At 67.6% G+C, this 23,382-nt stretch carries 16 protein-coding genes and 3 pseudogenes; 11 read left to right on the top strand and 8 right to left on the bottom strand.

Going from position 1 to position 23,382, the window contains the following annotated elements; all coding sequences use genetic code 11:
- Positions 1-230 precede the first annotated feature (230 nt).
- The 3 genes from BFF78_RS07530 (at position 231) to BFF78_RS07520 (ending at position 2,579) form a co-directional block, all read left to right on the top strand.
- Entirely contained in the window at positions 231-899 is a 669-nt protein-coding gene (locus BFF78_RS07530; protein ID WP_227025747.1) for a TetR/AcrR family transcriptional regulator, read from the top strand.
- Between the two features lie 418 nt (positions 900-1,317).
- A complete protein-coding gene (locus tag BFF78_RS07525) occupies positions 1,318-1,917 on the top strand; it encodes an MmyB family transcriptional regulator (protein ID WP_159032958.1) in 600 nt (199 codons plus the stop codon).
- A gap of 32 nt (positions 1,918-1,949) precedes the next feature.
- A complete protein-coding gene (locus BFF78_RS07520; RefSeq protein WP_069777570.1) occupies positions 1,950-2,579 on the top strand; it encodes a hypothetical protein in 630 nt (209 codons plus the stop codon).
- A 51-nt stretch (positions 2,580-2,630) separates the two neighbouring features.
- Here the strand turns inward: BFF78_RS07520 and BFF78_RS07515 are convergent, their stop codons facing one another.
- From BFF78_RS07515 to BFF78_RS07505, 3 genes are all read right to left on the bottom strand, one after another.
- Positions 2,631-4,439 carry an acyl-CoA dehydrogenase family protein gene (locus tag BFF78_RS07515; RefSeq protein ID WP_069777569.1) on the bottom strand — a complete coding sequence of 603 codons (1,809 nt, stop codon included), beginning with the start codon at positions 4,437-4,439 and terminating at the stop codon, positions 2,631-2,633.
- A gap of 185 nt (positions 4,440-4,624) precedes the next feature.
- Positions 4,625-5,005, bottom strand: coding sequence for a hypothetical protein (locus BFF78_RS07510; RefSeq protein WP_069777568.1), 381 nt, complete (start codon positions 5,003-5,005; stop codon positions 4,625-4,627).
- A gap of 686 nt (positions 5,006-5,691) precedes the next feature.
- Positions 5,692-6,423 (bottom strand): glycosyltransferase family 2 protein, encoded by a 732-nt coding sequence (locus tag BFF78_RS07505; RefSeq protein WP_069777567.1) that lies wholly within the window; start codon positions 6,421-6,423, stop codon positions 5,692-5,694.
- A 189-nt stretch (positions 6,424-6,612) separates the two neighbouring features.
- Here BFF78_RS07505 and BFF78_RS50485 point away from each other — a divergent pair.
- The 3 genes and pseudogenes from BFF78_RS50485 to BFF78_RS07495 all read left to right on the top strand — a co-directional run.
- Positions 6,613-7,003 (top strand): annotated as a pseudogene (locus BFF78_RS50485) (helix-turn-helix domain-containing protein); the annotation flags it as partial.
- A 501-nt stretch (positions 7,004-7,504) separates the two neighbouring features.
- Positions 7,505-8,380: a YihY/virulence factor BrkB family protein gene (locus tag BFF78_RS07500; RefSeq protein WP_069783442.1), complete on the top strand. Its 876-nt coding sequence runs from the start codon at positions 7,505-7,507 to the stop codon at positions 8,378-8,380.
- Positions 8,381-8,668: 288 nt separating this feature from the next.
- Positions 8,669-9,280 (top strand): annotated as a pseudogene (locus BFF78_RS07495) (cytochrome P450); the annotation flags it as partial.
- Positions 9,281-9,580: 300 nt separating this feature from the next.
- On the opposite strand, the gene BFF78_RS07490 reads toward BFF78_RS07495, so the two are convergent.
- The 3 genes from BFF78_RS07490 to BFF78_RS07480 all read right to left on the bottom strand — a co-directional run bounded on the left by BFF78_RS07490 (position 9,581) and on the right by BFF78_RS07480 (position 12,589).
- Positions 9,581-10,000 carry a ribonuclease domain-containing protein gene (locus tag BFF78_RS07490; RefSeq protein WP_079161189.1) on the bottom strand — a complete coding sequence of 140 codons (420 nt, stop codon included), beginning with the start codon at positions 9,998-10,000 and terminating at the stop codon, positions 9,581-9,583.
- Between the two features lie 535 nt (positions 10,001-10,535).
- Positions 10,536-11,660: an alpha/beta hydrolase gene (locus tag BFF78_RS07485; RefSeq protein WP_069777565.1), complete on the bottom strand. Its 1,125-nt coding sequence runs from the start codon at positions 11,658-11,660 to the stop codon at positions 10,536-10,538.
- 194 nt (positions 11,661-11,854) lie between these two features.
- Complete coding sequence (locus BFF78_RS07480; protein WP_069777564.1) at positions 11,855-12,589, bottom strand: polysaccharide deacetylase family protein; 735 nt, start codon at positions 12,587-12,589, stop codon at positions 11,855-11,857.
- Positions 12,590-12,848: 259 nt separating this feature from the next.
- Between BFF78_RS07480 and BFF78_RS46750 the strand changes: the two are divergent.
- Positions 12,849-13,010: pseudogene (locus tag BFF78_RS46750) on the top strand (IS5/IS1182 family transposase); the annotation flags it as partial.
- 629 nt (positions 13,011-13,639) lie between these two features.
- On the opposite strand, the gene BFF78_RS07475 reads toward BFF78_RS46750, so the two are convergent.
- Positions 13,640-14,827, bottom strand: a complete 1,188-nt coding sequence (locus BFF78_RS07475; RefSeq protein ID WP_069777563.1) for a DUF418 domain-containing protein — start codon at positions 14,825-14,827, stop codon at positions 13,640-13,642.
- Between the two features lie 293 nt (positions 14,828-15,120).
- Between BFF78_RS07475 and BFF78_RS07470 the strand changes: the two genes are divergently transcribed.
- Together BFF78_RS07470 and BFF78_RS07465 are read left to right on the top strand one after the other, a co-directional pair.
- Positions 15,121-15,789, top strand: coding sequence for a response regulator (locus BFF78_RS07470; RefSeq protein ID WP_069777562.1), 669 nt, complete (start codon positions 15,121-15,123; stop codon positions 15,787-15,789).
- On the top strand, positions 15,786-16,931 hold the full coding sequence (locus BFF78_RS07465) for a sensor histidine kinase (RefSeq protein ID WP_069777561.1): 1,146 nt from the start codon (positions 15,786-15,788) through the stop codon (positions 16,929-16,931). The genes BFF78_RS07470 and BFF78_RS07465 overlap by 4 nt, the downstream gene beginning before the upstream one ends.
- Before the next feature lie 63 nt (positions 16,932-16,994).
- On the opposite strand, the gene BFF78_RS07460 is transcribed toward BFF78_RS07465, so the two are convergent.
- On the bottom strand, positions 16,995-17,969 hold the full coding sequence (locus BFF78_RS07460; RefSeq protein WP_069777560.1) for a magnesium transporter CorA family protein: 975 nt from the start codon (positions 17,967-17,969) through the stop codon (positions 16,995-16,997).
- Positions 17,970-18,944: 975 nt separating this feature from the next.
- On the opposite strand from BFF78_RS07460, the gene BFF78_RS07450 reads away from it, so the two are divergent.
- Positions 18,945-20,882: a VMAP-C domain-containing protein gene (locus BFF78_RS07450; RefSeq protein ID WP_227026118.1), complete on the top strand. Its 1,938-nt coding sequence runs from the start codon at positions 18,945-18,947 to the stop codon at positions 20,880-20,882.
- Between the two features lie 56 nt (positions 20,883-20,938).
- On the top strand, positions 20,939-23,278 hold the full coding sequence (gene fxsT, locus BFF78_RS07445; RefSeq protein WP_069777557.1) for an FxSxx-COOH system tetratricopeptide repeat protein: 2,340 nt from the start codon (positions 20,939-20,941) through the stop codon (positions 23,276-23,278).
- Positions 23,279-23,382 lie beyond the last annotated feature (104 nt).

Genomic DNA, 23,382 nt, shown 5'->3' with positions numbered 1-23,382 from the left:
GCCGTCATCCACCGCTGGCAGTGACTGCGAAACCGACCGCAAGACTGGTTGGATGGGCAGGACCCTTCCACGCCAGGGAGGCGAAATCAACGGAGCGATAGTGGGCGCGGTGATCGTGCGGTTACCGTCGCTGCGCTTGTGGCCGACAGAGGCATCGGGCACCGCGATGAGTACAGGGTGGTGGGCGGCCGCGTCCTTGGTCGACGAGGCGCCTGTCCAGGATGAAGGGCGTGACAGTGCGGGAATCCAAGCGTGCCGAGATCCTCGACGTGGCGGCGAGTTTGTTCGCCGACATGGGGTATTCGCAGACGTCGATGCAGGACATCATGGACCGGACCGGACTGACGAAGGGCGGTCTCTACCACCATTTCAAGACGAAGGAGGCAATCGCTGTCGCGGTCGTCATCGAAGGCTTTGCAATGGATGACACACCGCCACAGGTAGGTCCCTTGCAGGCGGTCGTCGACGCGTCGATTCTGCTGGCCTGGCTCACCCCGCGGGTGCCGGTGGTCAAGGCGGCGGCGAGGCTGGGAACGGACCAGGACCTGGAGAAGACGTACGGCTACCTCTGGACCCAGTACATCCCCGCGGTCGAGAAGCTGCTCGTCCAGGCCAAACTTCGGGAAGAGATCAAGCCGGGGGCACGGCCTGAAGAGTGGTGCTTTGCCTGGGTCGCGGCCTACACCGGAGTCGACCTGATGACCCGGCAGGACTACGAGTCCCTGCCTCGGAAGATTGCCACGATCAACCGCGTCTTCGTCTCAGGCTTCGCCACTGAAAGGGCGCTGGCGGAGCTGGACATGAGGGCAGAGCGGGGCCGTGAGCTGATGGAGCGGTCACCGTGGGCGAGGCAGTACCTGCGTGAGGCGGCTCCGCAAGCGTCTGAAGCCCCCCGGTGAGACGGCGAGAGCTGTGCCGGGGCGAATGACGGCGGGCGACCAGGGAGTGTCGGCGAGATTGCCGGCACCCCTCTGCCTCCCGGGGGGCTGTGAAGGAGAATACCGACCATACCCCTGGCTCGACGTCCATCGGGCCGCTTGAGCATCACTCACTGCAACGATTCTCTTCTCGTTCTTACGGTACGTGAATCATTCGGCGCTCCCGCTCGTCGACGTTGCCCGTTGGGGCGGGTTAAATTGCGTCCGATTTGGACCTATATGACCGAGTGATCGGGACGTTGATGGCCGGAATTGCTATTGAGACCGACCGGACGCATGGTTGGATACTGATCACCGTTCAGAGACAGGGGGAGGAACTGTGGGGCGCGAACCATCCCGCGAGTACCAGCCGGATGTCGACGAGGCCGTGGGGTGCTGCGTGGGTGTCACCGAGAAGATAGAGAACGACCGGATGCGCCCGTCCCCGGACCTGTACTTGCGTATCGCGGCGTCACCCGGCTTCAGTACGCACGACCTGCGCCTTGGTCATCTTGACCTGTGTGGCTTAGAGCCGCCGCCCGCAGTGAACACGTCCTCACCCCATCTGCAGCGTGTCGTTGACGGCCAGCGGGAAATGATGTGTGTCGTGGCGCCGGACGGTCGGCTCGTAGCTCGAAATGCCGCCTTCAGCGCGATGTTCGACGACGAGGGTGTGCCCGAGAACTTCTGGCGCTGGGCGTTGTTGTCCGACTGCGCACGAGACGCCGTCCTCGTCGATTGGGAGAAGGACTGGGCTCCCTACCTCCTGGAGGAGTGTCGCCTGCTGTTCTTCCGGTATCGCGACCATGCGGCTGTCCGTCGGCTGTACGCGGACTTGACCGATGACCTTCGCCTCCAAAGTCTTCCCAGGGTCGGCACCGACATCAACGGCCGCGCCGGCTCACTGCGACATAGACAAAACGGCACCAGGCGTGTGCACATCCTGGCGGCCGAATCAGAGGGATGCCGCCTGCTGACATTCCTTACAGAGAGTGCATAGCCGTGCCCTGGTCTTGCCCCTAGCCGATTCCGATGGAGGCGTTCGTGCACGTCCTCATACCTGATGATCCGGTACTCGCTTCGAACTTCGTCTCACTTGAACAGCCGCTCCTTCACTCCCTCTATTACTACTACCGCACTGAGTTGACGGCCCCCCAGGTGAAAACGGTTGAAGAGGCCTACGAGCGTTGGGGAGAGTTGCAGCAGATGCTGCCCAAGCGGTTCCAGACGATGGAACCAGACGCTGTGGCCGGTGACGACGACGGCTACGTGCTTGAGGGCGTAGCGGGGCAACGGTTGACGCGGCTCTATGTGGTGGACGTCGGAAACCGCGCCGGTGACCTCGAAGCTTGTTACGTGATGCTGCGCCGGGCCCAACTGGACGGGTGGCGCGTCCCCCTGGGCGACGTGCTGCGGGAGATCAACGACGGCATCGACTACGTGGACGTCTACCGTCGAGTGATGCGGGTCCTCAGCCTTTCCTCCCCTCCAGGGCTGCTCCGCGCCGTTCGCCGTGTGGCACCGTACGGGCCGGCGACGGCCCTCGCCCTCGACGCCGAGCAGGAGCGCGAGTACTCGGGTCACTGCGACAAGATCATCCGCATTCTTAGCGCGAATGACAGCTTTGCCTACGCCGCGCACCGCGGGCTCTACGCGATGTGACAAGTGAGGCAGCGCTGCTGGCGGACAGCAGCGCTGTGAACGGCTGCCGAGCTATGTGGGTATCATCTCGGTCACCGGCTTCGGGGTGCGTAACATCGGATGTGTGCCCAGAACCTCTTCAAGGGTGGCGAAGCCCTCAGTCAGGGGCAGGGCATATGGCACCAGCGCCTCGATGAGTGTCTCCTCAATGTCGGGCAACTGACACACATGACCGGAGGTCATGTGGCCGGCCGCGAGCAAATCCCCACTGTGCGCCTTGACCTGCTGCAGGGCGAACAGACAGTGCAGGTTCGCGAGGACTGCCCGTACTTCCGGGGTGGCCTCTCCTGTTGCGGCACTCAGCAAGGCCTGCGCAGCAAGGCGAATTGCGTGCGCTTCGACGAGCCGCAAGGCCGGCGTCACGGTTCCGTTCCACCGTGCCAACGGGTCGCCGGCCGGCCCGTTTCGAAGCCGACTACGGGCCCTGCTGTGCCAGATACGCTCGATGTCTGCAAGGAGTTCCTGCAGGTACTCCGAGTCGTCCAATGAGCGCTCGATCGCAGGCACCCCAGAAGCCGGCGTCGGAGTGAACCCGCCCATCAGCATCTCGCCGGCCGCCTTTACCAGAATGACTACATTGTCGCCCTCGGCGGTGACCGTCCCCTCGTTCGCAGCCAGTTGGAAGGCAATCCCGTTCGACAGCAGTAGGCCTTGTGCCCCGCAGCGCTCACGGCATTCCGTCATGACCGCTCGCCCCTGCCAGGTGATCCAGGCTTTGGCCACGGCGGCCAGCCGTTCCACATCATCGCGTCTGATTGCTGAGCTGCTCGTCCACTGCTGTACCACCTCACGGTGCAGCAGGGTTGCCGCGTATGTGGTGGCGACCGCAGAAAGGAGCGGGGCGTGGTGGCTGCGGTGCTCGATGAGGGAGACCTTGCGGCCTGTCGTCATGCCGGAGGTGAGTCGCAGGTGGGCGTGCTGCATAGCGACGGCGAGGGCGTGGCGTGTCACGCCTAGGCTGTAGGCAGTCATACAGAGTTTGCCCGCATGGACGCGTCGGACCGACTGCAGGAACCGCTTGCGGGGACTGCCCAGCGCGCTGGTGAACCTGCCATCACGCGACAGCCGCCCGTGCTCGCCCTGCAGCATGGCCTCGAAGGGCAGGCGCACGCCATGGAAGTAGGTGGCGCAGTGGTCGACGGGTGCACTGGCGGTCTGAGGGAGGACCTGGACTTCCACGCCCGGGTAGTGCCGACCTTCGTGGTCGGTGAGTGGCGTGTGGAAGAGGAACACCCCGTGGTCGACTTCACCGACGATCAGGCGGGCGGCAACGAGTGCGCTCTTGGCGCCACCGGTACCGGAGGTATTCGGCATCCATTTGCAAGCACCGGCGGTGGGCGTATCCAGGATGAATCCGCTCGTGTCAGGATCGAACGTGGCCCGCGTCTCCAGCGCGGCGGCATCGTTGCCATGGTCCAGCTCGGTGCACAGGAATGTCCCGATGCTCTCCATGCGGGCGTACAGGCGCAGATCCCGCCCCTCGTCGTGGTCGGCCAGGCTGCCGATGTGCAGGTTCCAATGGATACTCGCGAGCGTCGCCATGCCGGCATCCACTACTCCAGCCCACTCGTGCATCGCCGCGAGCTTCTCGATGTCCGAGGCCAGAGCGATCGGGTCTGGCACGGCCTCGTTGATGATCCGCAGTCGCTCGTACGAAAGCGCTGTCCGCTCCTGTGGGCTGAGTCCCTCCTGGAAGGCGAACCGGGTGTCGTTGAACAGGCGTTTCCAGGGCTCGTGGATTCGCCGTGCGTGAGGGCCAAACAGTATGCGCGTGAAGTCTGCGGATATGCCTTGCGGGCACGGAAGTTGAGAGCCAGTCACGTGGGCAACCTAGCGGAAGTGATCAGTCCGTCGACGGTGATGATCAACACGATTGGCGGCAGGCAGGCCGTGGAAGGGGCTCTCCGTAGCCAGTCGCCATGTGCTGCCCGGCATGGATCGGGGAGCCGATCTGGCTCTCCCTGTCTTGCTGGGCGAGTCGGTACTCGTCCGCCTCGCGGAGGAGTTCATGAGACCGGATCTGGTGCCACTCGAAGTGCGTCCACTCGCCGCTGGCCCCGGTGGTTGTACGTCCCCCAGGGCCGATTCAAAGCCGATGCCGGGAAGACGGGGTTGTGGTGGGGGTAACGGTTGTATGCGGTCTCGGTTTCCTCGCGCTGGTGAGGGAGGGCGGCCAGCTCCCGGGCGGGGCAGCGCTTGTGGTCGAGGAACGTGGTGACCAGGCGCAGTCGGCTGCTGCGGGAGGTGTCCGTGGCCGGGTCGGTCATGGTGATGTTGGCCTCGATGATGCGCCCGGCCACGCCGCGGACCTGGGGTGCCACGCCGTGCCGCCGGTCACGGTGTAGCCAGCCTGCGAGCTGGTTGCGGCCGGTCGGGGTGGAGACCATGGACAGTCAGCTGCCGTCGTCGAGGACCTCGACGGCGGGGAGGATGCGGCGGGCGTAGACGCGCCACAGCAGCTGTGCGCCGAGCGGGCGGCCCGACGCTCGGTCTTGGCAACAGCGCACTCCGGGCCGGCTTCACGTTCGCACCCGCGGCGGCCTCGTTCGGCGGATGCGGCTTTTACTGGCGGAAACTGCCGGCGCGGACCCGCTCCATCCTTACCCCGCTCGGATTCCTGATCACGGCGGTGGCATATCTCGCACTGACGGCCAACCGTGGCTGGTGCCGGTGATTGTGCTGCTCTGCGGCGGCATGGGCGTGGGACACAGCTCGCTGATGACCCACTCGCCGGCCATCCCCCACTCGTGGCTGCGTGGCCCGGTCGCTGGCCACCGATCGACAGCGATCTCAGAAGCTGAGGTTCCGGCGTGAGGGCGGCAAGGTCGTCGGACAACTCCGGTTCGCCGCGATGTGGACGAACAAGGCGACGTCGGCGTCCATCCTGCCGGGGCCGCGTTGGACATCGGGTCCGGCGCGGTTCGCGGGCCCGCGGGCTCGGTCTCGACGTAGGTAACGGATGCCCGCTGGGCTGAGCTTGAGGGATGGGCGCGTCGCCGGGTGGACAGCGTTTGCGTGACCGATTCCCTTCACGTGCTCACCCCATGTGCGTCGCGCGACGGTGGTGGCGTACCTACTGCCACTTCCAGCCTGACTCCCGCAGAGCGCTGGCGCGTTGCATGAGCGCGTCGATCCGAGTGGCCGCTTCAGTCGGCTCCCAGTAGTGGTTCGATGCGGTCGTCTGGTTGGGATGCTTGCGATAGAGGACGCTCGGCTCCGCTATGAACTCACCAGCCGTCACGGCTTCTGCGGCGAGGAGCAGAGCAATCGTCTCGGCTCCGGACAGTGCCTGCCAGCCGCCCAATGCGAGCACCAGGCGACGGTGAGCGGCGAATGTGGTGGCCTGAACGGACAGACGGTGCTCCTGCACCTCGTGATAGAAGCGGGTCGGCTCCAAGGGGCCGCCTGGAGGATCGTAAGGACCCGGCGCGGTGGTCCCGTCTTCGTGGAGGTCGACGCAGGCGGATACGCACCACGAGACGCGTTCCAGTGTCTCGATGTCCCTCTCCAGCGCGCCCGGCAGGAGCACATCGTCCGCGTCCAGCGTCCGGATGAGGTCTCCTGTCGCGCGCGCGAGGGCGTGGTTACGCGTCACCGCTATCCGCGCTTGCAGTCCTGTCCCGAAGGTGATCCTGGGGTCACTGGGCAGGCTGCTCGCAGGGATGCCCGAGGTGCCGTCCTCTTGTACGCACCACTCCCATTGCCAGTCGTCAGGGAGCTTTTGTTCGCGCAGGGATTCATAGGTGTCACGGATGAAGTGGTGGCCGCCTTCGTGTACGGCGGTGATGACGCTGATGGTTCGCATGCACTGGGTCCTGCCACACGGGGAAGAGCTCTTTGTGATCATGACATGAACCAATGGCCAAGGCTTGGCATTTGGTGTCCTGCGTGTCCGCCCAGCGGCAAGCCTGGTGGAACTGCTCCCGCCCAACTGAGGTCCGTGACCTTGGGATTGTGGCGGCGATGAGATCCCGTCGCCGAGGAGGTGGCGCGGATTACGCAGGGTCGTGACGGCTGTCGTGGGCCGCGCAGTGCCGGAGGGACGAGGTGTCCCGATGGCGGTGGGCTGACGGCCGAGGAGCGGGCTCGGCGCGACCAAGTCCTCTTCGCAGCCGCCAGGGCGAACCCGGATGTCGGCTGACCGCTGGCGGCGGGCCCTGGCTTCGTGCCGTCGGCAGGCCCTGGTCTCCAAGGGCCCCGCCGGTGCCCGCTGCAAGCTCGGCTCCAGCCGACTACACGCCTCGGAAGCGGGGTTGGAAGCCGGTCCGGCCGCGTGCGGCTGGAGCGACCAAGGCTGGACGCCGACCCGGACCGCCGAGATCGTTCGCCGCCGGTTCGGCGTCGAGTACACCGTTGCCGGGCTCGACCTGCTGCTGCGTCGCATCGACCGTACCTTTTTCGTCGGAAGCACGGCCAACCGCCCAGCCCCGAGTGCGCGCGGCACATCACTCCATGCGGGGCGGGTAAACGGGCTGCGCGCGCGTCGATCCCGGATCTGGAAGGACGGGCCCATGAGGATGTCGGACAAGGCCGCCAACGCGGGCGACAAGATCAAGGGCAAGACGAAGGAGAGAGGGTCTTGCAAGGCAGTCGGCGATGAGCGTCTTGACACGGAGGGCGGGGCCTGACCAGATCGAAGGGGACGTCGAACCGGCCGGAGAAGGGCCCAAGGGCGCCGTCCGGGACATCCTCGACGAGGATTGAGCCCCCTGAGCGGCATCCGGACGAAGGCGGGCGGCAGGCAGCCGGACATCGGGCCTCCGCTCTGCGGACGCCGGCCATCGACGCACCACATCCGGTGGGTGCCGGCACGGGACGAGAGGGCGGTCGGCATCGGCCGCTCCTGGAGGGGGGCGTGGACAGTGGGTAGCGAGAACATCCGTGCCATGCGCGAGACCGGCAGCCGACGGGGCCAGTGGTGGGCTGCGCTGCGCCGGACACCTGTGGCGATCTGGAACGACGACGTAACGGACTGGGCCGCCGCCTTGACCTACTACGCGGTCCTGGCCCTGTTCCCGGTGCTGCTGGTGCTTCTCTCGGTGCTGGGGCTCACCATGCCCACGGCGAAACCGGAAGTGATCGACCGGCTCACCGGCGTCGCGCCTGCCGCATCCCGCGCCTTGCTGCGCAGCGCCCTGGAGCAGATGGCCGGCCAGTCCTCGGCAGCCTGGCTGCTGGTCTTCTTCGGCGCGGCCGGGGCCCTGTGGTCGGGCTCCAGCTATCTGAGTGTCTTTCGCCGGGCCCTGCACGCCATGTACCACGTCAGCTCGCACCGGCCGGTGTGGCGGACGGCCCCGCGCATCATCGCCACGGCCATGGTGCTGATCGTCCTTCTCCTGACCACGACGCTCGCTCTGCTGCTGAGCAGCAGCCTGGTACGACGTCTGGGCCGAGCCCTGGAGATGGGCAGCCTTCCCCAGGCTGCATGGGACACCTTGCGCTGGCCTGTTCTGGCACTGGTCGCCATCGCCCTGGTCCTGGTGCTCTATCGTTCCGGTCCCGCGCCGTCGCGTCCGCTGCGGAAGATGGCGCCGGGTGGGGGCCTGGCGTTCGTGCTCCTGCTGTCGACGTCCCTCGGTTTCACCGCCTATGCCTCTCATGTGAGCACCTACCACCGCCTGTACGGCTCCCTGGCCGGGGTCGTGGTCTTCCTCATCTGGCTGTGGCTGTCCAACCTGGCACTCCTGGCAGGTGCCCAGTTCAACGTCGAGCTCGCGCGGCAGGCCGTCAACGCTCATGCGCGCGGACATCGGCAACCCTGATGGCCGGTGCCGCCCGGCGTGAGGCGTGCGTGAGCCTGGTCGGGGGCGAGCGGACTTGTACAACCGGCCTTCGACACCACACCGTTGGCCGGTATTCGTTCATACGGTCAGGAGTCCCGGCTTGTCCTCCCACACCCCCGCGCCCGCGCACGTCGTCGACCCCGTCGGCGGCTGCCCGCACGCCCTGAAGCCCACCTGCGGGCCCGGGGGCCTGTCGCGGACATCATCCTGCCCGGCGGGGTGCCCGCAGCGGTCGTCCTGGGGCACGACGCGCTCAAGGAGTTCCTCGAGGACCTGACCAGTGCCCTGATAGCCGTCCGCGAGGACGGCGGCGACCGGCTCAGCGAGGCCGAGCTGATCGGCACGATGCGCCTGATGCTGGTCGCCGGCCACGAGACCACCCTCAACCTGATCAGCAATGCCGTACGGGCTCTGTGCGCCCACCGTGACCAGCTGGCGCTGGTCCTGGAGGGCAGGGCCACCTGGTCGGACGTGGTGGACGAGACGCTGCGCTGGGACGGCCCGGTCAGCTGGTTCCCCTTCCGCTACCCCACCCGTGACCTGGCCCTCGGCGGCACCGTGATCCCGCAGGGCACCCCGGTCCTCGCCGGCTACACCGCCGCCGGGCGCGACGAGGCCTTCCACGGACCGGACGCCGGCCGCTTCGACGTCACCCGGCCCGGCGCGGGCCGGCACCTCTCCTTCGGCCAGGGCGTGCACTACTGCGTGGGCGCCCCGCTCGCCCGCCTCGAGGCCACGATCGCCCTGGAACGGCTCTTCACCCGCTTCCCCGACCTCGACCTCGCCGTCCCCGAGGCCGAGCTGCCCCGCCAGCGCAGCTTCATCGGCAACAGCGTCGAAGCGCTCCCCGTCCGCCCGCTGCCCCCGGTCCGGCGCTGAGGCGGGTTTCCCGCTTACGTCAACCGAAGTCCGCGGCGGGCAGGGACGCGGCGGGCGACCGCCGTCGGAGCACCCAAGCCCAACGGGCCCGCCCGGTCGCGCGCTCGATCCGCCTGGACCGCGTCGGAGCGAGCCCCAATGGTGTTGCCCCAGCGAGCCAGTCGCTCATCACCTTGGGCATCCGTCACTCTTGCCCATGAGCGAGGGGCGGCCCCAGGAGGACCGCCCCTGCTGGGACCTCGGCCCACGACAGTCGCCCGGACGTCTGAGCAGGCCGATGGTTGACATCCTGTCGGAGTGTCAGAGCTGGTAGAAGTCGGTGTAGTGGTCGGGCGAATACCAGACCACGCCGGTGTCGGAGTCGACGACGATCCGGTAGGCGTCCCGGTGGGCGCCACAGGTGCGTGGGTAGACGTCGTACTCGTAGAAGGTGTCGCCGGACGGCAACTGCCCGTCGTTGTTGTAGAACTCGCCGCCCGCGTAGCTGCACTCGCCGTCCGGCCAGTCGTACCAGCCGCGAGCGGTCGGGTAGCCGAGGTCGGACCAGGTCGAGTTCGCCGAGGCCGCGTCGGAGCATCCGTCGATGCTGCAGGAGCTGTAGACCGCGGCATTCGCGGCGGGGCTGTTGACGGCGGACACACTGAGCACGGACGCGATGGCGGCGATCAGCACCGCGAACCGCTTGGCCCAGGACAGCTGGGGACGTCGCAGAGTCAGCAAGGAACCCTCCAGGAGAAATCATGCATGGACATGACACTCTGATGGCCTTGCGTGACAACCGGGTGTATCGCCGGTTGCGGGGGAGGGGCAATTGCCTCAGCCGACAGTGATCAGCCTGGGGCCGTATGACTCATGTCCGGTTTCGCGAGTGGAGCCGCGCTCGCACACCAACCGTATCGTTTGCCCCGAGCAGTCAGCTGCGCGCGCCGTCGGCCGACAGCCGCCTCTTCGCCGGCGACAGCAAGCCCCGTTCCGCCGCTCAACCTTCGTCCGTCATCCTGCGTCGCCTTGCTGGCGCCGGCGGACGCTGCCGGAGACAAACTGTGCGCTCCCGCGCCAAGCCCTGATCTGCGGCCGGGATCGGCGGGGGAGCCAAGTGGTACGCCTGGCGGACGATGCTGTCCGTGGACGCCGGCCGCACCGCGCTGACTGCGAACTCGTCGTGCGGGAGGCTGGATGCCTCGCGTTCGAGCGCCTGCAGGGCCGTTTGCGGTTGGCCGCATCACCAGTCTTACGGGGCGTCAGCACCGATGGCTCAGTGTGCGACCAGTCGCTCGCTCATCCACTGCAGCATCGGAGGGATCTCCCGCCTCCAGGTGTTGAAGTTGTGTCCGCCGCTCGGAAGGATGATCGACGAAATCCTGGTCACGTTCGTGTCCTGCACGGCCTTGATGAACTTGAGCGTGTCCTTGTAGTTGTGCTCACCGACCTTGCTGCTGGTGACGAGTAGTGACGTTTCGGGAGCGGGCAGATGCTTGAGCGTCCAGAAGAGGTCGGCGCGATTCTGCAGGTTCTTGTTGCCGTGGAAGAGGTCCCCGGTGGTGGGGTCGATCGGCGACTTGTAGTACGGCGACAGGCCCGCGGCGGCGGCGTAGGAACCCGGGTGGTGCATGGCGATCTTCAGCGCGCAGTAGCCGCCGGTCGAGTCGCCGGCGATGCCCCAGCTGGCGGGCGTCTTGTCGACCCGGTAGTGGGCCATCACCGACTCGCGCAAGTCCTTGGCGAAGAAGGTCTCGGCCTGCGGGCCACCGGGAACGTCGACGCACTCGGTGTCGCGCGGCGGTGCCACGGTCGGCCGCAGCATCACCAGGATCATCGGCTGCATCTTCCCCTGCCTGGCCAGCTGCTGTGCCGTACTGGGGTAGTGCAGCTTGTTCACCAGCGCCTCGGCCGTGCCGGGGTAACCCGTGAGGACCACGGACACCGGGAACTTGCGCGCGCTGTTCTTCGCTTGGAAGTACTCCGGAGGCAGATACACGAACGCCGGCGTGGAGAGGTGTGTCGTACGGCCGATGATGTCGACTTTCTGGACCTGCCCGGCCACCTGCGGCAGCGTGCTGCTCGCCCCGATGACCTTGGACGTGGCGACCACCTGGATGGGGCTGTTGGCACCGCCCGCCAGATGGTCGACGACCACCCCTTGGCCGTTCTCCTGGCCGAACAGGTCCGCCCAGCTGGCATAGAAGCCGAAGGCCTGGTTGGCGAAGAGGCCCACGGAGATGAAGACCGCCAACTGAGTGCCGAGCAGCAGCCCGACCCGTCCGCTGACGGCCCGCCAGTTCTGCCCGGCCAGTCGCGGCCACAGCCACACCGTGCCGACGAACAGTACGGCGGCGATGACCATCGCCAGCACCAGCACTTTGTTGCTCGTGAGACCCATGGGCCTTCCTGCCTGCGCTTTCCGCCCGGTGTCCGCTCGCGCTTTGTCGCGAGGGCTTGCCCGGGGCTTTCCTTGGCCTTTGACCCGACTTTCCGATGGGGAGTGAACCTCTCCCCGAGACACCGTTCGAGAGGGCCGCATTTCGCCGTATGCGTGATCGGGCCCGGGTCCAAGGTCTCTGATTTCTGGTTGGTTCAGTGTCCGGCTGGCGGCTGGATGTAGTCCTCCAGGCGGGCCGCCGCGAAGCCCTGTTCCCGGATGCGCTTGAGCAGATTCGCGGACATCTCCGTCATGGTGGCGCCCTTGAGCTCCGCAGGGCCGTGGAAATGAGCGAGGATGATGTCACCGGGACGCAGTTTCTTGCCTGGCTCTTGGTACTGCATATTGCGTACCTGCATGGATTCACGCCACCAGACGATCGCACGCGGCCCGCACTCTCCCACCGCGATCTTGGTGTTGTTGTTGTACGCCCCGTAGGGCGGCCGGAAGAGCAACGGGGCGGTGCCGAACTGCTGGGTGAGGATCTTTTGGTCGCCACACACCTCTTGCTTCCGGCGGACCAGTGGGATGGTGTTCATCTCGATGAACTTGGGGTCCTTCTCCAGCCCGTCGTCGACGGTGATGAAGACGACCTTCTGGGATGTCGGCACGTGCGCGAAGACCGGAACCGGGCCGGTCGCGGACAGCTTGATGGGTTTGTCCGCCGGGGGTTCGGGAGCCACGGGCAGCGGTGTCAGGCCCCACTTCTGCCAGGCGGCAGGCTCAGCCGTGACGTGGGACGCGATGCCGGGAGTGCCTCCGACGGTGGCGGACGCCGACGGGGTGGCCGCCGGACCACCACCGCTCAGGCCGTAGCCGCCTATGGACAGGGCCAGGAGCACGCCGGCCAGCGGCGCGTAGAACCTGCCGCCTGTGTTGCGTCGCTTCACCGGACCGGTCTCCTGACTGCAAAGCTGACCTTGACTCTGCTGGGAAGATAACCGCGGTATGAAAGGCGAAGTTCAGTGGCATGAAAGGCGAAGTTCAACGGAGGGTGAGAATAGGGCCAACGCCGACATCGCCCCCGGCACCCTGCGGGTCATCGCAGCCGGCGCCCGGCAGGAGGCAGCCGGTACGGCGGGTGAAGGAGTCGCGTAGCTGCTTGGCGCCCGAGGTCCCCTGCGGCGCTCGCTGTCGGAGCCGTGTGGACATCGTTTGATCCTCGATCGAACTCGGCAGCCAGGGTGAGCTGGACTGGTCGCGGTGCGCCATCGACTCGGCGAGTGTCCGGGTGGTCAAAGGGGGCCTCTGAGCGGACCGAATCCGACCGACCGTGGAAAGAGCAGGTCGGAAGTCCACCTCATCGTCGACACCCGCGCTCGCAGCCGCCCTCACTTGGCCTGCGTCGGCGTCGTGGCCCGCGGCGAAAATAGCCTGTTTATCCTCATTCGTCGGCACCGGGCGGTCGGCCGCCCCTGCACGCTCTACTTGCTTGCGGCCTCCTGGGCTGGTGCTGTGGGGGCCGTTTCACGTGAAAGACGGTGACATGCTCGGCTGACGGGTAGCTGGCAGGCGCTCGGTGAGGGCGTCGCCGATTTGCTGGTGGTGAGGGGGCCGCCGTGCCTGAAGAGCCGGCGGCATGGGCGACTACGCGGTCTCCGCCGCCGAGGCCCCCGTGCCCGGCTCAAGGGCGTGTTCGCCCCGTCCTGGCCAATGCCTGGCACGGACTCGCGCTGACATCGATGATCGGTGCGAACGGCGTCAAGGGCCGGACATACACCCTGTCCGACGCGACCCGACTCACACTCCTGCGCGGAGAAGAGGGGCTTTGCCCGGCTGTCGATGTGGTCCGCCTTTCGCGGCCGGGCAGCGGGCGGCTTTGCCTCCTCGTCGGGCGGGGCAGTGACCGACTGCGGCGGGGTGCGGGAGGCGGACGGTGCGTTCGCAGTAGCTCCGTCGGGCCGAGGAGGCCGAGCCTTCTCCACACCCCACCCCACCTGCTACTTGATGTACCGGGCAGGACGTGTGGCCTGGTGCAGCAGGTACTCCAGCGGGCCGCGCCGGAAGACAGCGGTCCACACCATGGCCAGGGCCGCCGCTGCCACGAGGAAGCCGAGGAGTACCGGCAGCGCGTTCAGGGAGTCGTCCTCGATCGCTGGCACGGGCCAGACGTCGGTGAGGAACCAGAGGGCGACGATGTGCAGGACGTACACCGTCAGCGCCATCGCGCCTACCGCCGCAATGGGCCTGGCCGGGCCCATGAGACATGGCATCCGATCGGCGACGGTCAGGCACCCGGCCACCACCGCGAGGGCGACGCCCGTGTTCCCGAGGATGGAGAAGGTCGTCTGGCTGTGAGGTGCCGCCACCAGGAGCCAGGCGAGCGGGGTGTGGTTCATGGGCTCGCCGACGGTGTCGGACCACCAGGCGGACGACGCGGACCCGTTCGTGGCGGCCTCGACGGTGGACAGAGCGTGCGGGACCAGATGCAGGGCCAGCCAGGAACCGCCGTAGCCCAGCAGGGCCAGCCCCCCGCCCGCGAGGGCCAGCCGTGAGCGTACGCCGGGTCGGATGAGGTCCAGCCGGGCCACCGCCATACCGGCGACCAGGAACGGCATCCAGGTGAGCACCGGATACTCACCGGTGAACAAAAGTTCGATGAATCCGTCCGTGCCGGTGAGGCGGGCCAGCGGATCCCGAGCCGCGACGGCGTCCGCCCAGCTCCCTCCCTCGATCGAGCTTCTGACCGCGTAGAGCAGCAGCGGCATGACCAGCGCACCCGCGGCAGCGATCAGCGCGAGCGTCCCGGCCCGCAGCCGGTACAGCGGGAGGACCGCCAGGAAGAGCAGGCCGTAGAAACTGAGGATCACGGCCACGTCGGTGTCCAGGGCGGTCAGCGCATAGCCGAGTACTGCCAGGACGATGGCGCGGATCACGATCCGCGCCATGGCCTGACGGCCGGCGCGCCCGGTCCGCGGATGTGGACGACCGGTGATGATGACCAGCGAGAAGCCGGCCAGCAGCGCGAAGAGGGCGGAGCACCGCCCCCGTGCCGTCTCCAGCAGGAATCCCACCGGGCCGCCCACCGCCACGTCCGGGCCGACGTGCGCGGCGTACATGCCGCAGACGGCAAGGCCGCGCGCGAGATCGATGCCGACGAGCCGCCCCGTGGACGGCGTACCGGCCAAGACGGAAGCGGCCGTGTCGCTGGGGGCGGATGAGGGCGTACCTGCGGAAACGGAGGAGCAGGTCCTCGTGCACTCGTCCGACACGTCTGTCGGCACTGCCGACGTTGCGTTCAGCGTCATGCTGTGAAGTTTGACCGACGGGCCGCCCCGTCCACCCTGGCGCGTTTCCGGAAGCCCCCCGCCGACCGGCTGATGTCACCCCCGCCAACCGGCGGGAATCGCAGGTGGCCCGGCGACGGATGGCTCCCCGGTGGTAAGGATCCACCGGCGGGCATGCGGCGAGTGGAGCGCGGGTGATCCGAGTCCTGGTGGTTGACGACGAAGCCCTGGTCCGCACGGGCTTCTCGCACATTCTCAACGCGGCGGACGACATCGAGGTCCTGTCGGCGGTATCGGGCGGCCAGGCCGTCCGCACGGTGCGGGAGCTACGGCCCGACGTCGTCCTGCTGGACATCCGGATGCCGGACGTGGACGGGCTCACCGTCCTGGCAGAGCTCCGCCGTTTGCAGGACCCTCCGGTGGTGGCCATGCTCACCACCTTCGACACCGACGAATACGTGGCGACCGCCCTGCGCTCGGGCGCCGCCGGATTCCTGCTCAAGGACACCGACCCAGAGCAGCTGCCCCATCTCGTGCGGACACTGGCCGAAGGCGGTCCCGCGCTGTCGTCCAAGGTCACCCGCACGGTGGTGGACGGCTATCTCGATGCCGGCGGGCGGGATCCCTCTGCCGTACGCCTCGCCGCCCGGCTGACGGAGCGCGAGCGTGCCGTCCTCGTGCTCATGGCCGATGGACTGGCCAACAACGACATCGGCGAACGGCTCCACCTGAGCACCGGCACGGTGAAAGGCCACGTCAGCGCGGTGTTCGGCAAGCTGGAGGTCAGCAGTCGCGTCCAGGCGGCGTTGATCGCGGAGCGCGCGGGCCTACTGGCATCACCGGATGTCGAGGACGCCGGATGACTACCCTGAGACCGTCGGCCGTGCTCCTGGACCTCGCACTCGTCGCCGCCGCACTGGCGGACGCATGGGTGCACGTCGACAGCGGGGAGCAGCCGGCCATGGCTCTGGCGCTGCTCGCCGCCGGAGCGCTCACGCTGCGTCGCCGAGTCCCCTTGACGGCCTTCATCCTCACACTGCCCGCCGCCCTGATCACCGACGCGGTGTTCGCCACCATGGCCGCGCTGTACACACTCGCCTCGCTGCGCCGCCATCGCCTCCAGCTGGCCGGCTGCGCGCTGCTCTTCGCCGCCGGCGACTACCTCCCCTGGCCCTGGTCGTCCCTGAGGGCCACCGAACTGACCCGGACCGACGGTCTGCTCCACGTCAGCTACACCCTGGCCTCCGCGGCCGCTCCCGTCTTCCTGGGCCAGCTCGTCCAGGCCCGACGCGACCTGTCCCTCAGACTCGCCGAGATCTCCAAGGCCCGCGAGCACGAACGGCTGCTGACCGCGCAGAGCGTCCTTGCGAAGGAACGCGCGCAGCTCGCGCGAGAGATGCATGACGTGGTCGCCCACCAGGTCAGCCTCATCGCCGTACAGGCCGGAGCACTCCAGGTGGGCAGCGCCGACATCGAAACCAGACGGGCCGCAGCCACCATCCGGCAGCTCAGTGTGCAGACCCTCGACGAACTGAGGCACATGGTCAGCGTGCTGCGCGCCTCCGGCAGCCGCCCCACGGAACTCACCCCCCAGCCCTGCCTCGCCGACCTGCAACGACTGGTCGACACCAGCTGCATCGAAGCGGAACTGGAGACGGACCTGCCGGAAGATCTCCCGCCCACCGTCCAACGCGCCGTCTACCGCACTGTCCAGGAAGCCCTCACCAACGTCCGCAAACACGCCCCCGGCGCCACGGCCACCATCCACATCCACCACCAGGACGGCACGCTCCGCACCACCATCACCAACACCGCCCCCACACGCCTCGCGCTGGCCCTGCCCAGCGCCCACCACGGCCTCGCCGGTCTGCGTCAGCGCGCGGAGCTCCTCGGCGGCCTGGTCACCTCCGGCCCCACCGCCGATGGCGGATACAGGCTCCACCTGGAACTGCCGGTCGACCCGACCGATGAACATGCCCCGGGCGCGGACTCTCCGCCCGCGTGAGCGGTGCGTGAGCGGTCCGTGAGCGGACGGCGGGAGACGAGCCGACCGGTCCTACTCCAGGGGTCAGATCCAGTCCTTGCGCTTGAAGACCCAGTAGAGCAGCGCGGATGCGACGACCATGACGCCGGTGGACGTCAGGAAGCCGGCTTGGGTGTTGACACCCGGATAGGGAACGTTCTGGCCGTAGAAGCCGGTGACGGCCGTGGGCACGGCCACGATTGACGCCCAGCTGGTGACCTTCTTCATGATCAGGTTCATGCGATTGCCCTGAACGGTCAGGTTGGTCTCCATGATGGACGTGATCATGTCCCGCAGTGACTCGGTCCACTCGGTGGCCCTGAGGACGTGGTCATACACGTCCTGGAAGTAGGGAAGCAAGGGCTCGGCGACGATGTGGAGGTCGCGCCGGAGAAGGCTGTTGACGACCTCTCGCATCGGCAGCACCACGCGGCGCAGCTTGGTGAGGTTCTTGCGCAGAGCGTAGGAGTCCCGCTGGACGGAGTCCATCTGCCTGCGGCCCTCGTCGAAGAGCAGGTCCTCCACCGCTTCGATACGGTCGTCGAGGTCCTGCACGGCTGCGAAATGCCCGTCGACTATGTGGTCCAGCAGTCCGTGCAGCAGGAACCCCACTCCGTACTTGGCGAGATCGCTGTTGTTGTCCCAGCGTTCGACGACCTTCTCGATGTCGAATCGGTGGTCGGGACGGATGGTGATCAACGCGGTAGGTGTTATGAATACGGACAGTTCACTGGTGGTGAGCTGCCCACTGGTCTCGTCCGCGCTGATGGCGTAGGCGCTGAGGAAAGCATGGGTGCGGTAGCGATCCAGTTTTGGCCGCTGATGCTCGTGGCGTGCGTCTTCCACCGCGAGCTCATGCAGGCCGAACTCCTCGCTGATCATCGCGAAGTCGGCGGAGCACGGATCACACAGGTCGAGCCAGACCGCAACGTCCGGATCGTTCACGTACTCCGAGATGTCAGCGGTCGGAAAGTCCTCCAGGATCAGGGAGCCATTGCGGTAGAGCCGTGTGCGAGTCATGGCGCCGCACCATAAGCCGCCCTGGTAAGAAGCCTGTCTCCGAGCCTTGCCGGCCACGGGCGCGAGGCGCGCTGATCGGACCGATCGACCCGCCGGCGCTTCCCGAAGAAATGGCGGGAGGCGGCTGGACGGTCTTCCGGATCCCCCTCGACCCCGGCGCTTTGCCCGCCGCGCGGCTCTTCGACCGGTTCGAGACTTGGAGCGACGGCTCGCTGGTGTTCCTGCGCCACCTCAAGAGACTGGAGGTGCTAGGCGGGGCGGGGCGCAGCGTCATTGGGGAACTTGTCGACACCCGCGTCACGCCGAACAGCGGCTGGCGGCGGCACCACAATGCAGTGGGGACAGCGATGCCGGTCGGGGTGGGCCTGCCTCTCGACGCTGCGGCCACGGGCAGCGCCCACGGGGGGCTGCCCGCCGCTGGACGTCCTGGTCCGGGTTAACGCCCAGTGCGACCCGGCTGCCGGCCGCGGGGGCTTCGCCATCAGTCGGCTGAACGAGCAACTGGTGACCCTGGTGGCGGATCTGCGGGCCGCTGCGACCCTCTACGTGCTCACCACCGTCAACCATGCCGCCTGGCACCTCGTACCACTGCCCGCACCGCATGCCCTTGCTGCTGCATCCGTGGCCATCGCGCTGCGGCAGTGGCTGCGACCGCCTCCGAGTACCTATTGCCCGAAAGGAGCGGGTGCTGGGGCCCGACCATCCCGACGCCTTTGCCGTCGCGGACAATTCTGGCCTTCTGGCGAGGGGAAGCGGGGGATGCGGCCGGCTGCTGATCGATACCACCGGCGGCGCAGGGCCGGACTGGCCGACAGTCCTGTCGCTCGCCTCGTACCGCCGCAAAGGGCCACGGCACGGTCTGCGGCCTTGCAGAGTCCTTCAGCGGTGATAGACCGGCTGCTGCGCGAGTACTTGGGCGTCAGCGCCTTGAGGCCGGATAATCGGCGGGCCCGGGGAACGGAGGGCGTTTTGTCGATGGAGGCGCGGCGCGATGCTCCTCGGCTGGTTCAGATCAAGGGCCGCGAGGGCCGGCCGGTCGGGTCCGGATTCCTTATCAGCCGGCATCAGATTTTGACGTGCGCCCACGTGGTGACCGCCGCCCTGGGACTCGACTCGCACAGTGATCACGGCCCGCGCACTCCGCTTCAGGTCGCGCTGCTCGCAACGGGGGAAGAGCCTGCCGAGGAGGCCACCGCTGAGGTCGTTCCCGGCTCATGGCTGCCGAGGCGAGCTGCCTCCGGCGACGTCGCTGTTCTGCGCCTGGTCGAACCGCGCGACTTCCTCCCCCTGCCACGAACGATCTCTGACAGGGCCAGGACTGGACACGTCGTCCGGCTCATCACGGCGAAAGGGATTCTGCCTGCTGTCGTGAAAGACGCACCGCAGCTGGACAGGTCGGATGAATGGGGACTGCTTGACTTCGGGACGGGGTTACCCGGCCCCGGCAGCAGCGGCAGCCCTGTCGTTGACGAACTGGGTGCTGTCGTCGGTGTCTTCACTGCCCTGCAAGACGCCCCTGACAAGAAGAGCGGCCGGTTCCTGCCTCTGTCGGCGGCCTTGCAGCGAATACCGCTCCTGGTCCCGCAGCCCGCCGGAGCGGCCTTGCCTGCGCACGACGCGCCTACCCTGCGGGAATTCAGTGACTTGGTAGAGGCCCTGATGGCCCTGCCCGTGATCCGGAGTCCGCTTCTCTTCCCCTCGTTGGTTCAAGAACTGCAAGCCGCGACCGGCCTGGACGTGGACGAGCATGTGCCTGTGCGGACGAGCGTGACGCAGCTGGTACGCCAGCTCATGGGCCGCCCCGAGGCGCTCCGCGTCCTGGTGGACGTCCTGCGAGCACTCGACCCGGGAAGCTCGGAAGTAGAGGCCTTCGCGGCCCTGGCCGACAAGTTTGCGACGCCCTCGCTGCTTCTGGCCGGTGAGCGCAATCGGCTGCAGGAGCTGCTCGCCCACACAGGGTCGGAAGGCGCGCTGGGACGACTTCGGGATCTAGAGGAACGCGGCGACCCACCTGGACGGACTCCCGCCCTACTGGAGTTCGTCGCGCGGCGGGCAGCAGCGGCCCCGGCCGATGTCCGCGCGGAACTGGACGCGTGGCAGAAGCGGGTGGCGACTCGGCTGGGCATCCGGCCGCTGCCTGTACCGAGACAGGAGCCAGTTCTCTCCATCGCGGTGGATCGCACCTACTGGGGGGAGGAAGGACGCCACTACCACCTGACCGCCCTGATCGTGCGGCCGGACGGCACAACCCGAAGGATGCGACTGGTGGAGGAGGCGGGCCACGAGAGCCTGCCGCAGACGGTTCGGCATGTGGTCGGACAGTTCGAGTTGCAGGAAGGCACCTTCACGCACCTCTCCGCCCCCATCGAGTTCGTGCTGCCGTTTCGGCTGTTGACCCTGCCGGTGGAGAAGTTCATCACGGCAGACGAGACGGTGCCCCATGTGCTCGGGTGGGATCACCCCGTCTGGGTGGCCCCCGCCGAACTGATCGAACGAGACAGACTGCACTGGCGGTGGCGGCGGCGATGGCGGTCACTGAAGGACACCCCGCCCTCGGAACGTCAGACCCGATGGGTGCGCGGCGCCGGCGGCCGCGCTCTCCTGCTTGACGCCGCCGGCTTGATCTTCCCCCGGTCAGGGGATCCGGTCGCCGCAGCCCTTCTTCAAGGGTCGCCCGTGCTGCTGTGGACACCGGACCCATTGGCACCTGAAACCGAGGCCGCTCTGTCGGACATGGCCAGCAGAGTGCCGCTGGAAGAAATACCGGAAGCAGTACGAAGCTGGCGCCGGCAGCAGGCGAGCAGACACGTCGATGAGCCTGCCGCCCGCATCTGCCTCATCTATGCCGATCCGGAGCGGCTCCGCGTGGCGTTTCCGCGTCTGTCGCCGGCGGATCCGGTGGCAGAGCCATGAGCCTGCCCGCATTCCTGCGCGCGCTGCGTCGTATAGCCGACGGTCCACACCTGACCATGAACCTGGTCGTCGACACGGCAGCCTCGATGGAGGTGTGGGATGAAACCGTTCATGACTTGCAGGACAGACTGCAGCAGGCCCCATTCCACGATGTGCAGATTCAGACCATTGATGCCTCGGCGCGGGGCCCGCTGCGTGCAGGGAATACGATCACTCCGGTACCGGGGCGGCAAGCCCTGCTGGTGGTGAGCGATTGTGTCGGTCCCGCCTGGCGGGACGGCCGCGCGGTCGACCTGCTCGACACCTGGTGCCGATCCTGCTCAACCGCCGTGCTGCAGCCGCTGCCGTCCTCCTTGAGACACCGCCTAGGTCCTCTGCTGGCTCCCTTCAGCTGGCGGGCGGAGCGCCCCGCCACGCCGACCGCATGGCTGACGTGTCGTCTCCAGCCGGGCAGCCTCGAGGAGGCTGCCGGTCTCGACGCAGCCGGCGCGGTCCCCGTCCTGGCCCTGGACGATCAGCCGTCCACCCAGGGCTGGGTACGCCTCGTGACCGATCCGAGGACCGATTGGTACCACGGCGAGGGAATCCCGGTCGGTTCACAAGGGGAGCTCTGGAGCGGCCTCGACTCGCCATCCCCACCCGCCGATCCACATGACTTCCTGCGGGCGTTCGAAGAGATCGCGGGGCCGGCGGCACTACGGCTCGCAGCGCTCCTGGCGCCCTTCTCACTGATCACCGTGGGCCTGATGCGGGCCGCTCAGCGCGAACTCATACCGGAAGCCGACGAAGCAGTCGCGGAGGTCTTCTACGGCGGTCTGCTGGAGCGTGCACCCGGCCGTGACGCCGAGGTCGGCGGACAGCGGGCCTACCTCCTTCGTGAAGACATCGCAGAACCGCTCGGTGAGCGGCTCACCCTCTCCGACGTACGGCGGGCGTGGAGCCTGGCGCACGAGGTGCTTCCAAGGAGCAACGCACCGGCGAAGGCACGGTCCCTGCCGTCCTCCACACTCCCCTCGCAGCACAACCGCGTCCGCAGGGACGGGCCGCCGCTGAGGGTCAGCTACGGCCTCCAGCCTCGTAACCCGCGATTCGTGGGGCGCGAGGCGGTGTTGAAGGCCATCCACACCCATCTGAACCGGCCTGGCAGCGACGGGATGTGTGTGCTGCATGGTCTTGCTGGTGTCGGCAAAACGACAACTGCTCTGGAGTACGCACACCGATACAGCCACGAGTACGACTTCGTGTGGTGGAGCCAGGCCCGGGACGCACAGAGCCTCATTCGCTCGTTGGCCCACCTGGGTAACGAGCTGTCCATTCCTCCCGGCCCCGACGGCCGGCCACCAGAGGCGGCCGTGCTGCACCGCCTGCGCACCGGCCGTGTCGAACGCGGCTGGCTCCTGGTGCTGGACAACGCCGACTCGCCGGCACGTCTGAACGAGCTCCTGCCACTCGGCGCCGGCCACATCCTCGTCACCAGCCGGCACATCAGCTGGACCGACCGGACCGACAACCATGTGCCGGTGCCGCCCCTGGATCGTGCAGACAGCCGCGCCCTGCTGCATTCCCTCGCGCCGCGGCTCACAGCCGACGAGCAGGACGCCCTTGCCGCACGCGCCGGGGATCTGCCGCCGCTGCTCATCCAACTGGGTCACTTCCTGGCAAAACACCGTCTGAGCGTGACCGAGCACCTTGAGGAACTCGACCGGCTCTCCGCTGTGTTGCTGGCGCGCGGCGGACCGGGCGACTACGAGGTCCCACTGGCCGCGCTGTGGAAGCAGGCGGTTGAGGAGCTGCGGCTGGACAGCGCCGGCAAGCACGCCGCCGAACTGCTCGGGGTGCTGAGCTGCCTGGGCACCGGCCCGGTTTCACTCGAACTGCTTTCCGCGTCGTGCAAGCCCCGCAACACCACCGGGCTCCCCGCCGCCACCGGCTTCGGAAAGGTCCTGCACGACAAGGTGGGCCTGCACCTGGCCATGGACCGGCTCGCCGCCGAGGCACTGGCCACCGTCCACGACGACGGCGATGTCGAAGCCGTCGAAGTGCATCCAGCCCTGCAAACCGTGATGCGCGCCGTGGTGATGGGACCCAACGAATTGACGACGGCCGGGAAGACCGCACTGGCCCTGCTCTCGGCCGCACTGCCCGGTGATCCCACACGACCCGGCGGCCGGGCGCGATTGGCCGAGATCGCCCATCGCCTGGACCTGTCCATGGCACTGCACGAAGACAGCCACGAACTCGTCCTCGCTGTGATCGGCCATCACGCCGCCGTCGGTGACACCAAAACCGCCGCAGTACTGGCCCGTGTCGCGCTCCACGCCTGGTCGGGCCGTCTCTCCACCGAGGACCCCGTGATCATCACGCTGACCGCCCACGCCAAGGCCACCACCCCCTGACCATCCGTTCTGGGCAGTCGAGGCAGCCGCCTGCGCCCGCTGACCGACAACCCCATCTCCACCGTCAACGGGCAACGGCGCGGAAACCAACTGGTTCAACCCGC

Source organism: Streptomyces fodineus (assembly GCF_001735805.1).
In the GTDB taxonomy this organism is placed as follows: Bacteria; Actinomycetota; Actinomycetes; order Streptomycetales; family Streptomycetaceae; genus Streptomyces; species Streptomyces fodineus.
Note: the sequence above shows the minus strand (reverse complement) of the source record. Positions and strands in the feature narration are given on the sequence as shown.